At 60.7% G+C, this 17,127-nt stretch carries 26 protein-coding genes; 20 read left to right on the top strand and 6 right to left on the bottom strand.

What is annotated here, in order from left to right; translation table 11 throughout:
• Nucleotides 1–28: 28 nt before the first annotated feature.
• From U862_RS0114830 to U862_RS0114840, 3 genes are read right to left on the bottom strand one after another with little or no spacing between them, the layout of a single operon-like run.
• Nucleotides 29–394 carry a hypothetical protein gene (locus U862_RS0114830; protein ID WP_025111109.1) on the bottom strand — a complete coding sequence of 122 codons (366 nt, stop codon included), beginning with the start codon at nucleotides 392–394 and terminating at the stop codon, nucleotides 29–31.
• Nucleotides 391–870, bottom strand: a complete 480-nt coding sequence (locus tag U862_RS0114835) for a YmfL family putative regulatory protein (RefSeq protein WP_025111110.1) — start codon at nucleotides 868–870, stop codon at nucleotides 391–393. The genes U862_RS0114830 and U862_RS0114835 overlap by 4 nt, the downstream gene beginning before the upstream one ends.
• 29 nt (nucleotides 871–899) lie before the next feature.
• Nucleotides 900–1,112 carry a DNA-binding protein gene (locus U862_RS0114840; RefSeq protein ID WP_025111111.1) on the bottom strand — a complete coding sequence of 71 codons (213 nt, stop codon included), beginning with the start codon at nucleotides 1,110–1,112 and terminating at the stop codon, nucleotides 900–902.
• Between the two features lie 83 nt (nucleotides 1,113–1,195).
• Here U862_RS0114840 and U862_RS0114845 point away from each other — a divergent pair, with 83 nt between their 5' ends.
• The gene (locus U862_RS0114845; RefSeq protein WP_025111112.1) at nucleotides 1,196–1,546 is read left to right on the top strand and encodes a helix-turn-helix domain-containing protein; all 351 of its coding nucleotides are present in this window, start codon (nucleotides 1,196–1,198) and stop codon (nucleotides 1,544–1,546) included.
• Nucleotides 1,547–1,648: 102 nt separating this feature from the next.
• On the top strand, nucleotides 1,649–1,834 hold the full coding sequence (locus U862_RS0114850) for a hypothetical protein (RefSeq protein WP_025111113.1): 186 nt from the start codon (nucleotides 1,649–1,651) through the stop codon (nucleotides 1,832–1,834).
• Nucleotides 1,835–1,874: 40 nt separating this feature from the next.
• Here U862_RS0114850 and U862_RS29645 read toward each other — a convergent pair whose 3' ends face one another.
• From U862_RS29645 to U862_RS0114860, 3 genes are all read right to left on the bottom strand, one after another.
• Nucleotides 1,875–2,132 (bottom strand): ogr/Delta-like zinc finger family protein, encoded by a 258-nt coding sequence (locus U862_RS29645; protein ID WP_081794887.1) that lies wholly within the window; start codon nucleotides 2,130–2,132, stop codon nucleotides 1,875–1,877.
• Nucleotides 2,133–2,227: 95 nt separating this feature from the next.
• A complete protein-coding gene (locus U862_RS0114855) occupies nucleotides 2,228–3,076 on the bottom strand; it encodes a phage portal protein (RefSeq protein ID WP_025111114.1) in 849 nt (282 codons plus the stop codon).
• Nucleotides 2,988–5,036, bottom strand: coding sequence for a terminase large subunit domain-containing protein (locus U862_RS0114860; protein ID WP_025111115.1), 2,049 nt, complete (start codon nucleotides 5,034–5,036; stop codon nucleotides 2,988–2,990). Before U862_RS0114860 ends, U862_RS0114855 begins: the two co-directional genes overlap by 89 nt.
• 162 nt (nucleotides 5,037–5,198) lie before the next feature.
• Between U862_RS0114860 and U862_RS0114865 the strand changes: the two genes are divergently transcribed.
• From U862_RS0114865 to U862_RS0114950, 18 genes are all read left to right on the top strand, one after another.
• Nucleotides 5,199–6,122, top strand: a complete 924-nt coding sequence (locus U862_RS0114865; RefSeq protein WP_025111116.1) for a GPO family capsid scaffolding protein — start codon at nucleotides 5,199–5,201, stop codon at nucleotides 6,120–6,122.
• A gap of 1 nt (nucleotide 6,123) precedes the next feature.
• Nucleotides 6,124–7,143, top strand: a complete 1,020-nt coding sequence (locus U862_RS0114870; protein ID WP_025111117.1) for a phage major capsid protein, P2 family — start codon at nucleotides 6,124–6,126, stop codon at nucleotides 7,141–7,143.
• On the top strand, nucleotides 7,140–7,862 hold the full coding sequence (gene gpM / locus U862_RS0114875) for a phage terminase small subunit (RefSeq protein WP_025111118.1): 723 nt from the start codon (nucleotides 7,140–7,142) through the stop codon (nucleotides 7,860–7,862). Before U862_RS0114870 ends, gpM begins: the two co-directional genes overlap by 4 nt.
• 98 nt (nucleotides 7,863–7,960) lie before the next feature.
• A complete protein-coding gene (locus U862_RS0114880; protein WP_025111119.1) occupies nucleotides 7,961–8,422 on the top strand; it encodes a head completion/stabilization protein in 462 nt (153 codons plus the stop codon).
• Nucleotides 8,419–8,871: a phage tail protein gene (locus U862_RS0114885; protein ID WP_025111120.1), complete on the top strand. Its 453-nt coding sequence runs from the start codon at nucleotides 8,419–8,421 to the stop codon at nucleotides 8,869–8,871. Before U862_RS0114880 ends, U862_RS0114885 begins: the two co-directional genes overlap by 4 nt.
• Entirely contained in the window at nucleotides 8,858–9,541 is a 684-nt protein-coding gene (locus U862_RS0114890; RefSeq protein WP_025111121.1) for a phage virion morphogenesis protein, read from the top strand. Before U862_RS0114885 ends, U862_RS0114890 begins: the two co-directional genes overlap by 14 nt.
• Nucleotides 9,542–9,552: 11 nt before the next feature.
• Nucleotides 9,553–10,668 carry a DUF2586 domain-containing protein gene (locus U862_RS0114895; protein ID WP_025111122.1) on the top strand — a complete coding sequence of 372 codons (1,116 nt, stop codon included), beginning with the start codon at nucleotides 9,553–9,555 and terminating at the stop codon, nucleotides 10,666–10,668.
• 6 nt (nucleotides 10,669–10,674) lie between these two features.
• The gene (locus U862_RS0114900; protein ID WP_025111123.1) at nucleotides 10,675–11,127 is read left to right on the top strand and encodes a phage protein; all 453 of its coding nucleotides are present in this window, start codon (nucleotides 10,675–10,677) and stop codon (nucleotides 11,125–11,127) included.
• Nucleotides 11,127–11,339 carry a TraR/DksA C4-type zinc finger protein gene (locus U862_RS0114905; RefSeq protein WP_025111124.1) on the top strand — a complete coding sequence of 71 codons (213 nt, stop codon included), beginning with the start codon at nucleotides 11,127–11,129 and terminating at the stop codon, nucleotides 11,337–11,339. The genes U862_RS0114900 and U862_RS0114905 overlap by 1 nt, the downstream gene beginning before the upstream one ends.
• Nucleotides 11,336–11,632: a hypothetical protein gene (locus U862_RS0114910; RefSeq protein ID WP_025111125.1), complete on the top strand. Its 297-nt coding sequence runs from the start codon at nucleotides 11,336–11,338 to the stop codon at nucleotides 11,630–11,632. Before U862_RS0114905 ends, U862_RS0114910 begins: the two co-directional genes overlap by 4 nt.
• Nucleotides 11,629–12,162, top strand: coding sequence for a lysozyme (locus U862_RS0114915; RefSeq protein ID WP_025111126.1), 534 nt, complete (start codon nucleotides 11,629–11,631; stop codon nucleotides 12,160–12,162). The genes U862_RS0114910 and U862_RS0114915 overlap by 4 nt, the downstream gene beginning before the upstream one ends.
• Entirely contained in the window at nucleotides 12,162–12,677 is a 516-nt protein-coding gene (locus U862_RS0114920; protein WP_025111127.1) for a lysis protein, read from the top strand. Before U862_RS0114915 ends, U862_RS0114920 begins: the two co-directional genes overlap by 1 nt.
• A complete protein-coding gene (locus U862_RS0114925) occupies nucleotides 12,674–12,964 on the top strand; it encodes a putative phage tail assembly chaperone (protein ID WP_025111128.1) in 291 nt (96 codons plus the stop codon). The genes U862_RS0114920 and U862_RS0114925 overlap by 4 nt, the downstream gene beginning before the upstream one ends.
• Before the next feature lie 23 nt (nucleotides 12,965–12,987).
• The gene (locus tag U862_RS30890; protein WP_176393387.1) at nucleotides 12,988–13,128 is read left to right on the top strand and encodes a hypothetical protein; all 141 of its coding nucleotides are present in this window, start codon (nucleotides 12,988–12,990) and stop codon (nucleotides 13,126–13,128) included.
• Between the two features lie 5 nt (nucleotides 13,129–13,133).
• Nucleotides 13,134–15,119 carry a phage tail tape measure protein gene (locus U862_RS0114935; protein ID WP_025111129.1) on the top strand — a complete coding sequence of 662 codons (1,986 nt, stop codon included), beginning with the start codon at nucleotides 13,134–13,136 and terminating at the stop codon, nucleotides 15,117–15,119.
• A complete protein-coding gene (locus tag U862_RS0114940) occupies nucleotides 15,116–15,433 on the top strand; it encodes a DUF2590 family protein (RefSeq protein ID WP_025111130.1) in 318 nt (105 codons plus the stop codon). The genes U862_RS0114935 and U862_RS0114940 overlap by 4 nt, the downstream gene beginning before the upstream one ends.
• Nucleotides 15,430–16,602, top strand: coding sequence for a baseplate J/gp47 family protein (locus U862_RS0114945; protein WP_025111131.1), 1,173 nt, complete (start codon nucleotides 15,430–15,432; stop codon nucleotides 16,600–16,602). Before U862_RS0114940 ends, U862_RS0114945 begins: the two co-directional genes overlap by 4 nt.
• The gene (locus tag U862_RS0114950) at nucleotides 16,599–17,123 is read left to right on the top strand and encodes a phage tail protein (RefSeq protein WP_025111132.1); all 525 of its coding nucleotides are present in this window, start codon (nucleotides 16,599–16,601) and stop codon (nucleotides 17,121–17,123) included. The genes U862_RS0114945 and U862_RS0114950 overlap by 4 nt, the downstream gene beginning before the upstream one ends.
• The last annotated feature ends 4 nt before the right edge of the window (nucleotides 17,124–17,127 follow it).

A 17,127-nucleotide genomic window follows, 5' to 3' on the forward strand; every position in this document is an offset into this window, starting at 1 on the left:
GGGGGATCGGGGATTGGTTGGTTAGGTGTTACGAAGTGGTGACGCGGAAGCGCCCGTTATCGGGAGCAATGAGGATGCGTTCGTAGATCAGGCTGACCGGGATTGCCCAGGCGTTACCGGTGGCGGTATCGAAAATTACGGTGTGCGTGGATGTGCTGTTGATGACGTCCAGTCGCTGCCGATCGCTGACCGCTGACATTTCACTGTTGGCCAAGTGCACCAGCCGCTCGGCGTGCTGCGTCGTGGCGTTGTAATCCGTCACAAGGTGCTGAACAGCCCGCTTGAACAGCTGCTGATCGTCGCCCAGGTGTTCGCACTGATGACGTTCAAGAAACGCAAAAGCCGCTGTTTTGAGCATGTCCTGATATTCCTGTACGGCCGGCTGATTGTTCATTGGTTTTTCCCCGGTTTGGCGCGGTACAGGTCGATAGCGGCCAGCACTTCGGCGTGCCGTGCGGCCATGTGAAGGTTGTGAGCAGCGAGGATGTGTTCGGCTTCCTCCTTGCTTATGGAGCCGTCCTCCAGTGCCTGGGCGATCGCCTGGTCAACGCAGCCGCGTTTGGCCGATACCTGCACCGATCTGGCATACAGTTCTACGTTGTCCAGCTTCTCTGGATCGGCAACGGCTACGAATAAACCGCCGTACATCTGCGCAACATAGTTCGGAAAGTGGTGGGTGCCGCTGGCTTGCTCGAGCATGAAAACCTGAGCATCCGTCAGTGGGCTGCAGCCGGCATTCTCATAGGCGTGGTTGTCGAACTTTTTGACTTTCATTCCCAAGCGAGCGGCAGCGCCTTCGCGTCCCTCAGGAAAGCTGCGAATGATCTCGCGCATCGCTTCCTTGCGCGTCTTTAGAACGGGGCTTTTCATCTTCTACTGTTCCCTGTTAGTCCGGACCGTTACTGTTCGATCACGCCGTCTTTGATCCCGAGTAGTACGGCGGCGCGATGTGCCTCTCCCCGGCGACAATGGCTCTGGCCACTTAGCACCGCATAAACGGTGCTGGGGTTTAGTCCGTGTAATTTCGCGAAGTCTTTCGCTGATTGACCTCGCTTTTCCAAGCCCTGCCTAGCTTGCTGGCGGGCTTGATCGTTGATGTTTGTGTTCGGCATAGTGCAATTCCGTGCATTTTCATGTGTCGGGAATGCAGAATGATGCACATAAGTGCATTTGTAAACATCGGGAATGAAAAATTTTGCACGATTCTGAAAGCATCGGCTCGCGATTGCGGGAAGAGAGAAAGAAAAGCGGGCTGACTCAGGATCAGGTTGCCGAAGTTCTTGGTATTTCGAAACGCACCCAAGCTAACTACGAAGCAGGCAGCAGCGATGCCCCAGCGTGGTATCTGAGTAAGGTTATGCGCGAGCCAGGTTTTGACGTTCATTACATTCTGAGCGGTCAGCAAACGACAGCTACGGAAGCTTCGCTTTCCGAAGTTGAGAATCTGCTTTTGACGCAATACAGAACCATCACGCCAGGTGATCAAGAGGCAATCCGCCGATTTCTGAAAGCGATGGCGGACGACGCTGCCCGTCAGAAGAATTAACGCGCAACATAAGCTTTTACGACATTCGTCGCCCCCGCGTTTTAAAGCTGACGCTCATCCCGTCAATGCTGATTCAGCCATGCACTTTATGGAGTAGTCAGCATGTTGGATCGCATCAAAAAAGAACCTCTTTGCTTGGGATTTGCCGAGTTCGAATGGCACAACCTGAGCAAAGCGGAACGCCGCCTCATAGGCCTATACCGGTCATTGAGTGAAAAGGAGCAAGGTCAGCTTCGTCGGCTATCTGAAATTCTTGCCATCAATCCTGAAGAGTCAGCGAACAGCTGATGTCTTGATCGCCGACGTTTAGGTGTCGGCGATTTACGTCTTACGCAACTGCCTGCGCCCCGAGTTGTTCGAACAACTCTCGCTGTTTTGCTCTGGGCATTTCCCGAAGACGATCAAACAGCAATCGGTCGAAGGTTTGCGCTGATGGACTCAGCGTGTGGGAAAACGTCAAATGGGCCACCCATGTATGCCCGCACTGGACGTCCAGGCACTGGCAATAAAGCGTCACAAAATCTGGCGATTGCGGCTTGCTATCCCGGATTAATCCCTTGTTTCCACACTTACATGTCACTCGCATATGTCCCTCCCCAGGGGCAACTGATCGCCACCATGTTGCCACAATTTATAGTGGAAATTTCTTAGTAAGGTGTCTCATGCAGTGGCTTCAACTGCTTATGGCGCGGTTTTCCAGCTAAACCGCCTGTCTTCGCGCAGCCGATCATTCAACTGGTTGAACAGCTGGCAGATCGGCCGGATTTCGTTGCTGGTGTACACCCGATCAATCTTCTCGATGTCGCCAAACCCGCCGGTGTTCTCCGGGATGATGCCGGCCAGCGCGGGGTTCATCCGCCAGGCCGCGATGACATCGTTTCGGGTGATGTTCTTCACTTTCTCCAGCTCGTCTTTCGCCTGGAAGTCACCCACGGGGATGATCTGAATCGCGTTCTCTTTGCCGTTGGGGATGTTGACGAACATTGAGCGGAAGTTGCCTACACCTTTGCTGGCGCTGATTTGGGCGCGCAGCTCGTCTTCGTCCTCTTCTGTCAGGTCGGGATCGTTGGTGTAGAAGATGTAGCCGGCGTGCGCGCCGTTGCTGTAGTAGCGCCGGCGGAAGAGGGTGGCGGCCTCATTCAGCAGCAACGCCTGCAGGCCGCCCAGGTAGTCCGGAATCCCGTAAATGTTCTGTTCCACGTCGTAGTCCAGGACGTGGGAGATTTCGTGCGCCTCAAACTCCATTTCCTTGTTGTCCGGCAGCAGCATCACGTAGCCGCCGTCGACCTTCACGCGCATGTTGATCGCCGGCAGGTGCTGCAGTTCCAGCACCTGGCCGAATGCGTTGGTGTCGTTGTAGAAGTACGCTTCACCAAACACCATGTAGTCCAGTCCGGCGCGTCCCATCGTCTCCGTGCTGCAGCCCGCCGAGGCGATGAACTCACGCAGCAACAGGTTGCGCTTGAATTTCGGAATGGCGCCGTGGTGCGCGTTGGCGCGCAACAGCTTGGCCAGGCCAGCCCGAGACACCGGCGGTTTGTAGATCTTGCCGTCGTCGCTGGGAAACACACCCACGTACTCGCCGATGTTGCCGGACAGCACCTGTTCCGGCTCCCCGAACGTAAACGAGCGCATCGGCTGCTGCTGTGGTTGGGCTACGTGGTGTTTTTTGCGATTGCGGTTGCGGTTGGCCATGGCTGCTCTGGTTACTCGTGACGTAGCGGCTACGGCGCCGCTTGTTGGTGTTCAAAGGTTCGTTGGCCAGGGCGTGCATCACCGCCCAGGCAATGTCGGCGTGACCGGTGGCTTCAGTACGGGATGCGCTGTAGGTGATCTGGCCGCTGTTGGTGGCGCCGCGCTTGATGGTCAGGAACGCCTGGGCGATGTCCGTCCAACCGGCGTCCCACTCGATGCGGCTACCTTGGATCGTGTCCTGAGCCTTGAGGACGAGCGCGTTTTTCGCCTCCAGGCTGTAGTGAATCGGCGTTGCCTTGGCGTAGAAGTCGCGCACCAGGTCGAACACGCCGTAACCCACGCCGGTGACATCGATGCCGATGTGCTGCACGTTGAAGCGCTCGGTCAGCTTCTTGACCTGCGCGGCCTGGTAGGTGAACGAGTGGCCCCGCCAGCTGTGCTTTTCCAGAATCCGGAACTTCGCCCCGGGTTCGAGCGGCGGCGCGATGACCACACAGGTCGCGTCGTCGCGGGTGCGGCTCGGGTCGTAGCCCAGCCAGACCGGGCTGTTGCCGAACGGGCGATCCAGATCAGGGTTGTAGTCCTCCCACAACGACAGATCCGAGTAGCAGCGCTCCAGATCCTTGAGACTGAACGCGCTTTGCGTGCTGTCGATGAACTTGCAGTAGAACAACTGCTGGAACTTGTCTTCGTCGTACTCCAGCTGCAGCTGTTCGAGGTCGAACAGATCGCAACCGCCGGCGATCGCATCGTCCAGGGTGATCGTCTTGCGCCACTGGCCGTCCGGGCACAGCGCGCCCTGCGTGTAAGCCGCTTCGCTCGGCCACACGCCGCCGGCCTTTTTGCCGCGCTTGCTATTGCGGAACTCTTCACCCGACCAGAACGGGTACGCCTGGTGCGACACGGCGCTGGGCGTCGAGAAATAGGTTTTGCGCCATTTCTTGTGGGTGCCCATGGCGCTGGCGACGGTACTGAGCTTTTCGAAGTCGCGGATCCAGAAATATTCGTCCACGTAGACGTGGCCGTGATAACCCTGGGCGGTACTGCTGTTGGTGCTGAGAAAGCGCAGTTCGGCGCCGTTGCTCAAGGTGATCGGGTTGCCGGTCAGCTCAATGCCGAACCACTGCTGGGCGAACTGGATGATGTAGCTGCGGAAGATCTCGGATTGCGATCGGCTGGCCGACAGGAACACCTGGTTATCACCGCTCAACACGGCGTCCATGAACGCTTCGCCGGCGAAGTAGTAGGTCAGGCCGACCTGACGGCTTTTGAGGATGTTCCGGACACGGCGGGTCAGCGGGTTCTGTTTCGCCTCGAACAGTTCTTTCTGGTAGCCGTACATTTTCGAGATGAACTTATCCAGGAAGTCCACTTCGGTCAGACCGCTGATGTCGTTCTTGGCCTTTTTTTCGCGCTTTTTGCCGCCGCCCTCGCCACGCTCACGGCGTTGACCTGGCTGGCGTTCGCGAGACTCCTCCGGACGGTCTGAAGGCGCCGCCGGCGCTGGTTTGGCCGCGAGCTTTTTCAGTCGCTCAAGCAGGCTTGTCAGCCGCTCCAATTCGTCCAGTTCGGCTTTTGTCAGGGGATCGATCTTCTCAAGGATCAGAGTGATTCGCCGGTTGACTGCGCTCAACGGTTCTTCATCCGTCAGCATCTCGTCCCAGCCGCCTTGGCGGATCCAGTAGTAAACGATGCGGATGTTCGGCAGCTTCAAGTGCGCTTGGATTTCCTTCACCGAACAGCGGCGCAGGTAGAGGCGTTTTGCAGCTTCTTTGACTTCGGTCGGGTAGTTCATGGGCCGCAGTCTATGCGGCGAAAACGCCGGAAACGCGGGCTTAAATGCGGCGTTATTCGTAGAGTTTTCTTCTACGAATCGTGCCGAAGGAAAGCGTTTGTTTGGGGGATTTCGGCTCCCTATCGTGGCGGCTCATTCAACGATTGAGCGCAGTTACCACTCATGCCCCGTTCCCTTGTCTCCTACTGGAAACGTGTTGCCACCAGCGGCCCGACCGTCGATGGTCGCGAGATCCTTCCCCAGGAACTGCGCGACATCGCCGAGACCTACACGCCGACTTTGTACACTGCTGTTATCTGGTGCGAACACGAACGCTGGTTCGGATCCCACGGGACGGTTTTTGCTGTTCGTCTGATCGAGGAAGGCGACGATCTGGAACCTGGTCAAGTCGCGCTGGAAGCGCAACTGAAGCCAAATGACAAGCTGCTGCGTCTGAACGACGCGGGCGAAAAGCTGTTCACCAGCATTGAAATCAAGCCGAATTTCCGTGGTCGTGGAAAAGCCTACATGACCGGCATCGCGGTCACTGATGAACCCGCCAGCATCGGTACGCAAGAACTCTATTTCTCCAGCCGCACCAGTCGCGATGCCTACTACGCCGCATCACAGGAGCTTGGTCCTCTGCGCGAAACCGAGCCGCAGGGCGAGATCGGTCGGCTCATGGCCATGTTCACCCGCATGTTCAAGCGTTTCGGCATTGATGACACCCCCACCGAAACCACTCCGCAAACCCCAACCGAGAGCAAACCCCCAATGGATGAAGCTACCGCAACGGCTTTGAAAGCCCTGCTGGCCCAGCTGCTGGTCGTCGCTGCCGGCATTCAGGCCGTGATCGAGCCTGCAGCCGAAGACGCACCGGAACCCGATCAAGCCCCGATCGATGACGTCAGCGCGGCCGTGGACGAGATTGTCACTACTGCCGAAGAAGAACGCGAATTCAAGCGTAACGGCGGCGGCAACAAAGCAGTGCTTGCAGCGTTGACCAGCCTGCAGAAGCAGTTCACCACGCTGCAGAACACCAGCACCGGCCGTCAGTTGCCGCGCTCCACCGGCGCAGCTGACAAAGCCAAAGAGCGGGTACTCTGACATGGCCCGTTCTCTGAGCGCTTACGGCGCCAAAATGTATGCTGCGATGCAGCTGGCGATGGCCGAAACCTACGGTGTCGAGCTGTCCAGCAAGATGTTCAGCGTCGAGCCGTCCATCACCCAAGAACTGAACGACGCCATCACCGCCAAGTCGGACTTCCTTTCGCGCATCAACGTCATTGGCGTGAGCGAAATCAAGGGCGAGAAGGTATTTATCGGCGTGTCTGGCCCGGTCACCGGCCGCACCAACACCAAGACTACCGACCGCGAAGCGAAAGACGCTTCCGAGCTGGACAACACCACTTACGAACTTTCGTCTACCGAATCCGACGTAGGTCTGCCGTACGCGAAAATCGACGCATGGGCCAAGTTTCCGGACTTCCACCAACGCTATTCGGCGGCTGTGCAGAAACAGATCGCCCTGGACCGCATCATGGTTGGTTTCCACGGCCTGAAGGCAGCAGTGCAAACCGATATCGCGGCCTATCCGATGTTGCAGGATGTGAACAAAGGCTGGCTTCAGCAATTGCGCGAGCAGGCCCCGCAGCAGGTGCTCAAGGAAGGCAAAACCGCTGGCAAAGTCATCCTGGGGCCGAATGGTGATTACGCCAATCTGGACGCCCTGGTGCATGACACCAAACAGATGGTGGACGAACGTCTGCGCGACGGTGGCGACCTGATTGCCATTATCGGCACTGACCTGTTGGCGGCTGACAAGGCGAAACTGTACGCCAAGCAGGGCGACACACCGACCGAGAAAGAGCGCATCGAGGACGCCCAGGTGATCGCCACTTACGGTGGTCTGCCGAGCTTCAGCGTGCCGTTCTTTCCGGTCAACGGCGTGCTGGTCACCAGTTGGGACAACCTGTCGATCTACTTCCAGGATTCCAGCTGGCGCAAGCAAACCGTGGACAACCCTAAACGCTCCCGCGTCGAGGACTACAACAGCCGAAACGAAGGCTACGTGATCGAGCAGCTGGAAAAGATCGCATTCACTGAAAACGTCGAGTTGGCCGCATGAGCTTGGCCCTTGCCCACAAACGCCGCACTTTGGCGCAGGGAACCGCTGCAGTGATCGCTGCTGCAGCGGCCCCGCTGGCGTATTCGCCGGCGGAAGCCCTGAGCAGCCCGGCCAACGCGAAAAAGCACCTGCTGCTGATGGAAGCCTCGCTGGACCAGGATCTGCAGCGCCTGAGCGATATCAAGGGTCTCGCCGGGCGTCAGGCCCTCAAGCGTGAAGAACTGCTGCCCAAGTACCAGGACTTTATCCAGCGCTATATGGAATCCGGTCTGGTGATGCCGAACCGCGTCCTGGTGCAGGTGATGGTCTGGCTGTTCGACACCGAGCAGTTCGAAGACGGCTTGGAACTGGCGGACTTCGCGATCGAGCAGAAGCAGGAAATGCCGGAGCGCTTCAAACGGCGCGACGTACAGACCTTTGTCGCGGATGCCGTGATCGATTGGGCTTACGCCGAGTACAACGCCCAGCGCAGTCCGGAGCCGTACCTGTCCGACCTGCTGCCGCGTGTCGATGGTGAGTGGCAGCTGACGGAACAGATCCCGAGCAAGTACCACAAGCTGATCGGTATGCGCGCCATGGAGGCTGAGCAGTGGGATACCGCGCTCTGGCATCTGGAGCGCTCCACCGAGCTGTACGCCAAGGCCGGCAACGAGACACGCATTGCGAAATGCCGCAAGGCGATCGCCAAACAAGCACCCGCCGTCACCGGCGCCCAATAACCGACTACCCCCCCAGCGGGGAACTGTGGACGTGTGTCTGCCATTTATGGACAGCCCCACGAAAAACAGTCTCCCCGCCCTAATTCGAGCGGTCAGCAATGAGCTTTTCCGGGAAACCCACCACCATTGTGGAACAGGCGATCGAGAACGACGGCTTCTGGCCGAACCTCTCCGTGGCCGAGTTTCAGAAGGGCTACCGCCTGCCGGCGGAGTTTCTGGGCGACCTGCTGACCGACGCTTTGTTTATTGCGATGGCCGAGGTCAATACCGACCTGGCCAAGCTCAAAACCAGTTGGCTGGCAGCGGGCATCGTCGCCGTGGAAACAGCCGATCCGATGCTGCTGCCTGAGCGTGCATTCAAAGCCAAGCTGTACAAGCGCGCCGTGTATTGCCGCGCCAAGGCCAGCGCCCTGCAGCAGTTCGCGACCGTTACCCGGCGCGAGAGCGCCGAGAACACCGGCAAAGAAGCGCCGGAGCGTGAAGACACGTTTCTGGCATTCAGTCAGCAGGCTGTGCGCGCCCTGCAGGGCCGTGGCCGCATCACGGCGAAGTTGCTATGACCAAGCTGCAGGCGTTGACCGCCTACCTACTGGAGCGACGCCTTGTCGAGCCTGAACAGCTCGACAGCTGGACGGAGCAGGTAAAGCTGTCGCTGATCTGGAAACCCGACGTCGACGGCATGCACTTTGCCGACATGCACTATCGCGCCGTGATTGTCCTGGAGCGTTTCGCCGCCAATCCGGCCCGCATGATGGCCCTGGTCGGCAGTTGGCTGGAGACCCACGACGCCGACCGCGACCGCCACGAACTGCCCGCGCCGGAATTCGCGGTTGAACCGTTGGACAGCGACCTGTTCGACGTGGAAGTCACGCTGGAATTCGTCGAGCCGCAGTACCTGTCCGAAGATCCTGCAGGCGAGATTGAGGCCTTCGGCAAGTCCTGGGCGTTTGTCCCCTTTGATCTGTGGATAGCCGAGCGCGGCGAGGTGGCCACCGATGGCCGGGCGTAGCACCTTCGAACTCGACGTGCGCGGACGCCTCGGTGTGCGTGAGCAACTGGCGTTGCTGAGTCTGCCGCCGCAACTGCGCCGCCGGTTGTTGAACCAGGTGACCAAGCGCGTGCGGACGATGAGTCGCAAGCGTGTCCGCGACCAGCAGAACCTGGACGGCACACCGTTCGCCCCACGCCGAGGCGACGGCAAGGGCAAAAAGAAGATGGAAGCCGGCCTGGCCAAGTTGATGGTGGTCACCCGCGTGACCGCTGACGAAGCGGAACTGGGCTGGAAAAACGCCCTGACCCGATGGGTTGCCGCCCAGCAACACAACGGTGTCAGCGAACGCCGCACCGCCGCGCAGATGCGTCGCTGGAACAAAACCCCGCCGGGCCTGGCTGCCACCGAGAAACAGGCCAAGCGCCTGCGCCGGTTGGGCTTTCGCGTGCGTCAGGCCGGCAAAAAGACCCTGACCAGGCCGTCAGTGGCGTGGATTCAAGAGCATGTGAATTACGCCAAGGCCGGTTTGCTGATTCGCATCCTGGACGACCAGCGCAGCGAGTCTTCGGGTGCGCAGAGCTGGGAAATCACGCTCCCGAAACGCCAGTTCATCGGCGCCGAAACCGAACGCGACACCGACCTGCTGATTAGCCAGGTGTTGCAACAAATCCTAACTTCACCACGCTAACGAGGCACTGCATGGCACTCGGTCAAGTCACCGTCGACAATCTCAACTTGGGCCAAGGGCCTGTGAGCGAGATTGAGCGTTACTTTCTTTTCATCGGCCCCGCCGGCAAGAACGTCGGCCAGATCCTCCCGCTGAACACGGACAGCGATCTGGACGCCGAACTGGGCGTTCCGGCCAGCGACCTGAAAACTCAAATCACCGCTGCCCGTCTCAACGGTGGCCAGCGCTGGGCATGTGTCGCGGCTCCGATCGGCGCCGAGGGCAAATGGGACGAGGCGTTGGAAAAGGCCCAGCAGCAGGGCTACTCCGTCGAATCCGTGGTGATTACCAAGCCGGTGACCGCTGCCGCCGAGCTGTCGGCGATGCATGACGCAGCGATCGCGCTGAACAACACCTACGGACGCCGCGTGTTCGTCATGGCGTCCGCGCCTGGTATCACCGCCGAACAGAACTGGGCGCAGTACGTCAGCGAACGCAAAGCGTTGTTGGCCAACCTGGCCGCGCCGCGTGTGCTGGTCGTACCGCAGTTGCACGGCAATGATCTGGGCGTGCTGGCCGGTCGCCTGGCCAATGCTTCCGTGAGCATCGCTGACAGCCCGATGCGCGTGGCCACCGGTGCTGTGCTGGGCCTCGGCCCTGTTCCGATCGATGGCGAAAAAGTCCCGCTGACCTCGGCGGTGCGCAGCGAGCTGGATCGGGCGCGCTACTCGGTTTCGCAGACCTATCCCGACTACCCGGGCGTGTACTGGGGCGACGGCAACATGCTGGACACCGCCGGCAGTGACTTTCAGGTCGTGGAATACCTGCGCATCACCGACAAGGCCGCTCGGCAGATCCGCCCGCTGCTGATTCGCCGCGTGGCCGATCGCCGACTGAACAACACCCCCAACAGCATGGCCGTCAACACCAACCAGTTGATGGCACCGCTGCGCGCCATGGCCAAGTCCGTCACGTTCGCGGGCCAGGTGTTCCCTGGCGATATCGAGCCGCCGAAAGACGGCGATCTGGTGCTGACCTGGCTGACGAAAACCAAGGTCGCGGCCTACATCAAGCTCAAGCCCCACAACTGCCCGAAAGACCTCACGGCGAACATCGCCTTGGATCTTTCCACTGACCAAACGGAGTAACGCCCCATGGCGAAGATTGGCGGCAAGAACTTTGACGTGAGCCTGGGCGATATCGCGCTGCACGTCGAAAGCTGCACTTTGGATATCACCGACAACTCGGCAGTGGCCCAAACCCGGGGCGTGCCAGACGGCACTGTGGACGGTGACGTGGCTGCTGCCGGCGAATTCGAGCTGGATACCACCAACTTCAATCTGCTGATCGACGCGGCGCGCTCGGCGGGCAGCTTCCGAGGCCTCAAACCGTTCGATGCGGTGTTCTTCGCCAAGGCCGGCGAAGACGAGGAGCTGCGGGTGGAAGCCTTCGGCTGCAAGGTGAAGCTCTCCAGCCTGCTGGCGATCGATCCGAAGGGCGGCGAGAAGAGCAAACACAAGGTTCCGTTCGACGTGACCAGCCCGGATTTCATCCACATCAACGGCGTGCCGTACCTGGCTGCGACCGAGATCGAGGGGCTGCGCTGATGGTGGACTGGTTCGACCGTGCCCAGGAGCTGGAGCAACGCCAACGTGACCAAGCGATCAAGGCCCAGTTGAGCAAGCCCGTGCCGGTCGGGCCGAGCCTGACCCATTGCCAGGACTGCGACAGACCAATCCCGCCGGCGCGCCAGGCGCACGGTGGCATAACCCGGTGCGTCCCGTGCCAGACGGACGTCGAGAAGAGTAAACGCCGATGACCACTGAAACTTCGCGTCTGGGAACGCTGGAGCGGCAACTCGCCGTGATCGAGCACCGCATGAACGAGTTTGAAGGTCGTCACGACACCGTGCCGACTCGCGTGACCAAGCTTGAGCAGCAATTCGAAAACATGACTGGCCAGCTCAAGGAACTGAACAAGGGACAGCAGGCGTTGACCCTGGCGGTCAACGTGATCGGCTCCAAGGTCGGGCGCTTGCTCACGATTCTGACGTTGGTTGGCGCGGTGCTGCAGATGGTCGTGCCGGCACTGCTGCGCGTGTGGTTCCCATGAGCCTGCGCGGCAGGATCATGGCCGGCGCGATCGCGCTGGCCAGCACCCCGTTGGTGATCTTCCTGGGCACCTGGGAAGGCAACGGCCAGAACACCGTTTACGCGGACAAGCTCGCCAGCGGACTGCCCACGGTTTGCAAAGGCATCACCCGTTTTACCAGCCCGTATTCGGTCGTCGTTGGCGACTACTGGTCGCCGGCCAAGTGCGCCGAGGTGGAGCAGCTGGTGATCCGCAAAACGCAGCTGCAGCTCGCCGAGTGCATCACCAACCCGAAGGTGGGACAGAACACGTTCGACGCACTCACCAGCCACGGCCACAACTTCGGAGTGACCAGCACCTGCGCCAGTCGAGCGGTCGCGCTTATCAACGCCGGTCGCATTGCCGAAGGCTGCAAAGCCTTGGCATGGGCGCCGGACGGTAGGACACCGGTGTGGGCTTTTGTGACTGACGCCAAGGGTCAGAAACGTTTTGTGCCGGGCCTGCACAACCGCCGACTGGCCGAATCCCGCCTGTGTGCGGTGGGCCTGTAATGCTGCGCGAAGCCTTGTTCCTGGTCGTGCTGTGCCTGGTTGCCTGGATCGGTTTCGACGCGCTCGAAGGCCAGCGCGACGAAGCTAGGCGCGAACGCGACAGCGCGAAGTGGGAGGCCAGCGGCCTGCGGGAAGCGGCACGCATCAGCGGCGAAATGCTCGCCGAGCGGGACGCGATCGACCAACGAAACACCAAGGAATTGACCGATGCACGCACTGAAAACGAACGCCTGCGCCGCGCTGTTGATGATGGGACTCGGCGGCTGCGGATCCGCGCCACCTGTCCCGCCTCCGGATCTTTGCCCACCGCCACCGGCCCCGGCCGCGTGGCTGATGCAGGAACCGCCGAACTCGCGCCAGACGCTCGACCGGATTATCACACCCTCCGAGATCAGCACGCCTTAAGCCGGCAAATGATTCTCGGACTGCAGCAATACGTCCGTGGCGTGTGCCAGCGATTGCCAGCGTCCCAGGACACCACTTTCCCCAACTTCAACGAGAGAACTACCCCATGAGCCAGCAAAACACCGAAATCACCCTGGAAGTCGGCGAAGCGGAATTCACCTTCAACCTGACCCCGGCCGACGTGACCAAATACTTCAACGCCTTGACCCAGACCAACAAGGTAGCCCCGGGCAACAACCTGTTGATGACCACCGTGCTGCAGGATCAAAAGCCTGCTTTGAAAGTCCTGCTGGGCAACCCGGTGATGGTGATGCAGCTCGCCGGCGCGCTGCTGGAGGAATACGCGCCGAACGTTGATGTGATCGTAAAAAAGCGCTCGGCCACGCTGAGCGCCTAAGCGAAAACGGCCTGGGTCAACTGATGGCCCTGACGAACCGCTGGCTACCTGGTGCCGAACCCACGCCCGAGGCGATGGGGACGGCCAAGTGGCTGGAGGACGAATACTGGAGACGCATGGAATTTGCCGTGGCTAACGGCATCGCCCTTGCGCTGAACGGGTAACGACTTTGGCAGACCGTAGCGCCAGCCTGGCTTTCATTCTGAGCCTGACCGATAAGGTCACCGCGCCCCTGGGCAAGGTGAAAATGGGCTTTTCCGAGCTTGCCGATCAGAGCGAAAAGCACATTAAGACGATCGGCCTGGGCTTTGGCGGGCTGACGGCGGGCGTGGTGGCGATTCAGCAATCCATGGAACCGGCGCTGGAAGTCAATCGCGCCCTGGGCGACGTCCGATCGCTGGGCGTGGCGGAAGATGCGCTGGCCGCACTGAACAGCAAGTCGCTGGAGTTCGCGGTGAGCTACGGCGAGAACGCCAAGGATTTTGTGGCCTCGGCGTATCTGATTGAGGGCGCCATCAAGGGGCTTGCCGGCAACCAGCTGGCGATCTTTACCAACACCAGCAACCTGCTGGCCAAGGCCACCAAGACCGACGCCGAAACCATGGGCGAATACGTCGGCACGCTCTACAACCTGCAGAAGTCCCAAGCCGATGCGATGGGGAAGGGCGCGTGGGTGGAGAAGCTCGGCGGCCAGACGGCGCTGGCGGTGCAGCTGTTCCGTACCAGCGGCGCGGCCATGAAAGACGCTTTCAAGGAGGCCGGCGCGATCGCTACGACCTCCGGCGTCGATCTGGCTGAGCAGATGGCGGTGATCGGCACGCTGAGCAGCACCATGGAAGGCGGCGACGCCGGCGGACGCTACAAGGCGTTTTTCGAGAACATCGGCGCCGCTTCGGAAAAGCTCGGCATGAAGTTCACCGACCAGCAGGGCAAGGTGTTGCCGATGATGACCATCCTGGACAAGCTCCAGGGCAAGTTCGGCGACCTCACCAGCGCGTCGGCCGGGGCCAAGTTGATGGAGGCTTTCGGCGGTGAGGGTGCCCAAGTGATCGGCGCACTGGCCAAGGATACCGATCGGCTGCGCAACGGCATCGAGCAGCTGGGCAAAGTGCGCGGGCTGGAGAACGCCGAGCAAATGGCCCGGGCGATGGTCGATCCCTGGCAGCAATGGGCGTCACTAGTCGAAGTCATGCGAGTGGTGTTCGGCCAGGTGCTGATTCCGGTGCTGTCGCCATTCATGGCCAAGATGGTGGACATCGGTAAAACCCTGGTGCGCTGGTCACAGCTGTTCCCGAACATCACCCGCGTGATCGGCATCACCGCGCTGTCGATCATGGGCATCGTCGCTGCAATGTCGGCCCTGACCATGGTGGTGGGCATTGCGCGTATGACCTGGCTGGGCATGCTGACCGTCTGGAAACTCTTCCAGTTGATGGGCCTGCGCACCGTTGCGATGTTCATCCTGCAGAAACTGGCGATCCTGGCTTACGTCGTGGTGATTCACACGCTGAGCGCCGTTCTGGCCGTCATTCGCGGCGCCATGTTGCTGTGGCAGGGCGCGATCTGGCTGGTCAACGCGGCGCTGCTGGCTAACCCGGTGGTGTGGATCGTGGTCGGGATCGTCGCCCTGGTCGCCGCGATCGCTGCAGCAGTCTACTACTGGGACGAATGGACGACGGCCCTGATGAATACCGCCGCGTTCCAAGCCGTTGCCGAAACGTTCCAGAAACTGTCCGACTGGTTTAACTCCATGGGCGGCTGGTCGGGCATGGCCAAGGCCGCGTGGGACAGCATCGTCAGCATTTTCACCAAGGCCGTAAACGGTGTGATCGAGCTGCTGAACAGCATCCCGGGCGTGAACATCGAAGCGCGCTTCGGCGGCATGCCCGAGGTGCCCGGCGTCGATGCCGCGACCAACGCCGCCGACACCGCCAACGCCGCGCAGAAAGCCCAGCAGACCATCAGCGCGGCGATCCCCAGTCTGTCACCGGCGCGCCCTTCGGCGGTGCCGCCGGGCGGCCTGCTGACCAGCATTCAGAACAACAACAGCAGCCAGAACAAGGGCACGCATGTGGAGAACGTGACCATCAACACCGGTAAGCAGATGACGCCTCTGGAGATGGAAAACATGGTCGCCATGGCGGTGGGCGGATGAGCGAGTACGTGGACCTGCTGATTGCCGACAACGACCTGGTGCTGGATCCGTCGCACCAGCCGCTGCTGGTCGATGACCGCGCCTGCATCGCCCAGGACATTGCCCACATGATCCGCGACAGCGGGCTGCTGGTCGTGCTGGTGGCCGAACGCGATCGCCTGCGTCAGCGCGATTGCATCCAGCGGATGGAACTGCTGGTGGAGGCCGACGTGCGCCTGGTGCCGGGGACGGCACGCATCACCCAACAGGCGCCAGGCGTTTACCTGGTAACCGCCAAAACCCTGAAATTCGGATCGATAGAGGTAAGTCTGTGAGCGTCGATTTTAAAAAGGTGATCGCCGATGCCGGCATCCCGACCACCGAGGCGGGATTGAAGGCCGCGTGGGAAAAAGAGGTCGAAGCCCAGGGTGCCAAGGTGGCCAACACCAGCAGCTATTCGCCGTTCTGGCGGGTCATGACTGCACTGGTCACCAAGCCGGTGCTGTGGTTGCTGGACTTCCTGTGCATGACCGTACTGCCGAACTTCTTTGTGAAAACCGCCGTGGACGCTTGGCTGGATATGTTGGCCTGGGCGGTCAACGTCGAACGCAAGGGCGCCACGAAAGCCCGAGGCAAATTGCTGTTTACCCGATCAACACCAGACGGGGTACTGCAGCTGGAAAAAGGCATTGTGGTGCAGTCGGCCGCGATCAACGGCAACGTCTATCAGTTGGTGACCACGGCTCAAGCGACGTTCCAGCAAGGCCAGTTGCAACTGGACGTGCCGGCGGAAGCGATCCAGGCCGGCAGTGGCTTCAATCTGGCGCCGGGGTACTACGCGATCCTGCCGGTTCCGATTCCCGGCATTGTCCAGGTGGTGAACAAAGACGGCTGGCTGGAATCCCCAGGGGCCGATCCGGAACCGAACGACCAACTGCGTCTGCGTGTGCGCAACCAGTTCTCGGCAGTCAACCAGTGGCACACCGACGCGGTGTATCGCGCCATGATTTCCGCCTTCCCGGGCGTGCGGCCGGATGGCGTGTATTTCGAACACGGCGCGCCCCGTGGTCCGGGCAGTGCGAACGCCTACATTCTGTTCGATGCGGGTGTGCCGGCGGACGCCTACCTGCAGCAAATCAACGCGCACATTCGCGACCAGGGCAACCACGGCCACGGCGACGATCTGCTGGCCATGGTCATGCCCGAAGTCCCGGCGACCGTGACGCTGTGGCTGTGGCCCAAGCCCAACTTGGGCGCCGAGCGGATCGCCGCCCTGGTGAAAGAGGTGGAACTGTTCGTGCGGGCTGCGTTTCGCGAAAGCACCGCGACCGACTACCAGCCGACGCTGACCTATCCGCAATCGCGTTTCAGCTACAGCCGGCTCAGTGAAGAGATCCACCAGCAGTTCGAGGACATTGCGTCCCTGCGGTTCTTGCCCGGTCAGGACATCATCAGCGGGCTGAACATTCCGCGCCTGGGCCAGTTGAAGGTGACGGCGCAATGACCAAGCTCAAACTGCCTTTCTGGCTCGGCGGCACCGAGCTGTCGAAGTTGTTGGCCGCTGCACAGTCCTGGTGGGAAACCGTGACCGGCTGGCTGCGCTGGCCCTACCTGCAGATCGATCCCGACACCTGCCACCTTGCCATTCTGGAACTGTGGGCTTGGCAGCGTGACGTGACGCGCTTCACCGGTGAACCGGAAGCCCTGTTCCGCCTGCGCGTGAAATACGCCTTCGTGAACTCCGTGGACGCCGGCAGTACCGCCGGCATGAAACGCATTTTCGAGCGTCTGGGCGTTGGCTACGTCGAGATCGAGGAACGCCAGCCCGGGCGTGACTGGGACGTGGTGCTGCTCAAGTTCAGCAACGCGCAGCTGTCCCTCAATCCCGAGCTGTTGCGTGTGCTGATCCAGCAGTACGGCCGCACCTGCCGGCGCTATGACTTCGTGACCATTACCCCCGTGGGCCTGCAAATGGGCCTGATCGACTTCAACGACGACCAGCAGACGCTGGTTGCCAGCCTGTAGGAGC

The sequence above is a fragment of the Pseudomonas sp. H1h genome (genome assembly GCF_000633255.1).
Taxonomy (GTDB): Bacteria; Pseudomonadota; Gammaproteobacteria; order Pseudomonadales; family Pseudomonadaceae; genus Aquipseudomonas.

Bases quoted from the DNA above. Each gene is read 5' to 3' on its own strand.
- U862_RS0114900 (WP_025111123.1), top strand. From the start codon at position 10,675: ATGGCGAAGATTGGCGGCAAGAACTTTGACGTGAGCCTGGGCGATATC.
- U862_RS0114915 (WP_025111126.1), top strand. From the start codon at position 11,629: ATGAGCCTGCGCGGCAGGATCATGGCCGGCGCGATCGCGCTGGCCAGC.
- U862_RS0114920 (WP_025111127.1), top strand. From the start codon at position 12,162: ATGCTGCGCGAAGCCTTGTTCCTGGTCGTGCTGTGCCTGGTTGCCTGG.
- U862_RS30890 (WP_176393387.1), top strand. From the start codon at position 12,988: ATGGCCCTGACGAACCGCTGGCTACCTGGTGCCGAACCCACGCCCGAG.
- U862_RS29645 (WP_081794887.1), bottom strand. From the start codon at position 2,132: ATGCGAGTGACATGTAAGTGTGGAAACAAGGGATTAATCCGGGATAGC.
- U862_RS0114895 (WP_025111122.1), top strand. From the start codon at position 9,553: ATGGCACTCGGTCAAGTCACCGTCGACAATCTCAACTTGGGCCAAGGG.
- U862_RS0114860 (WP_025111115.1), bottom strand. From the start codon at position 5,036: ATGAACTACCCGACCGAAGTCAAAGAAGCTGCAAAACGCCTCTACCTG.
- U862_RS0114840 (WP_025111111.1), bottom strand. From the start codon at position 1,112: ATGCCGAACACAAACATCAACGATCAAGCCCGCCAGCAAGCTAGGCAG.
- U862_RS0114830 (WP_025111109.1), bottom strand. From the start codon at position 394: ATGAACAATCAGCCGGCCGTACAGGAATATCAGGACATGCTCAAAACA.
- U862_RS0114940 (WP_025111130.1), top strand. From the start codon at position 15,116: ATGAGCGAGTACGTGGACCTGCTGATTGCCGACAACGACCTGGTGCTG.
- U862_RS0114910 (WP_025111125.1), top strand. From the start codon at position 11,336: ATGACCACTGAAACTTCGCGTCTGGGAACGCTGGAGCGGCAACTCGCC.
- U862_RS0114890 (WP_025111121.1), top strand. From the start codon at position 8,858: ATGGCCGGGCGTAGCACCTTCGAACTCGACGTGCGCGGACGCCTCGGT.
- U862_RS0114870 (WP_025111117.1), top strand. From the start codon at position 6,124: ATGGCCCGTTCTCTGAGCGCTTACGGCGCCAAAATGTATGCTGCGATG.
- U862_RS0114850 (WP_025111113.1), top strand. From the start codon at position 1,649: ATGTTGGATCGCATCAAAAAAGAACCTCTTTGCTTGGGATTTGCCGAG.
- U862_RS0114905 (WP_025111124.1), top strand. From the start codon at position 11,127: ATGGTGGACTGGTTCGACCGTGCCCAGGAGCTGGAGCAACGCCAACGT.
- gpM (WP_025111118.1), top strand. From the start codon at position 7,140: ATGAGCTTGGCCCTTGCCCACAAACGCCGCACTTTGGCGCAGGGAACC.
- U862_RS0114835 (WP_025111110.1), bottom strand. From the start codon at position 870: ATGAAAAGCCCCGTTCTAAAGACGCGCAAGGAAGCGATGCGCGAGATC.
- U862_RS0114950 (WP_025111132.1), top strand. From the start codon at position 16,599: ATGACCAAGCTCAAACTGCCTTTCTGGCTCGGCGGCACCGAGCTGTCG.
- U862_RS0114865 (WP_025111116.1), top strand. From the start codon at position 5,199: ATGCCCCGTTCCCTTGTCTCCTACTGGAAACGTGTTGCCACCAGCGGC.
- U862_RS0114880 (WP_025111119.1), top strand. From the start codon at position 7,961: ATGAGCTTTTCCGGGAAACCCACCACCATTGTGGAACAGGCGATCGAG.
- U862_RS0114925 (WP_025111128.1), top strand. From the start codon at position 12,674: ATGAGCCAGCAAAACACCGAAATCACCCTGGAAGTCGGCGAAGCGGAA.
- U862_RS0114885 (WP_025111120.1), top strand. From the start codon at position 8,419: ATGACCAAGCTGCAGGCGTTGACCGCCTACCTACTGGAGCGACGCCTT.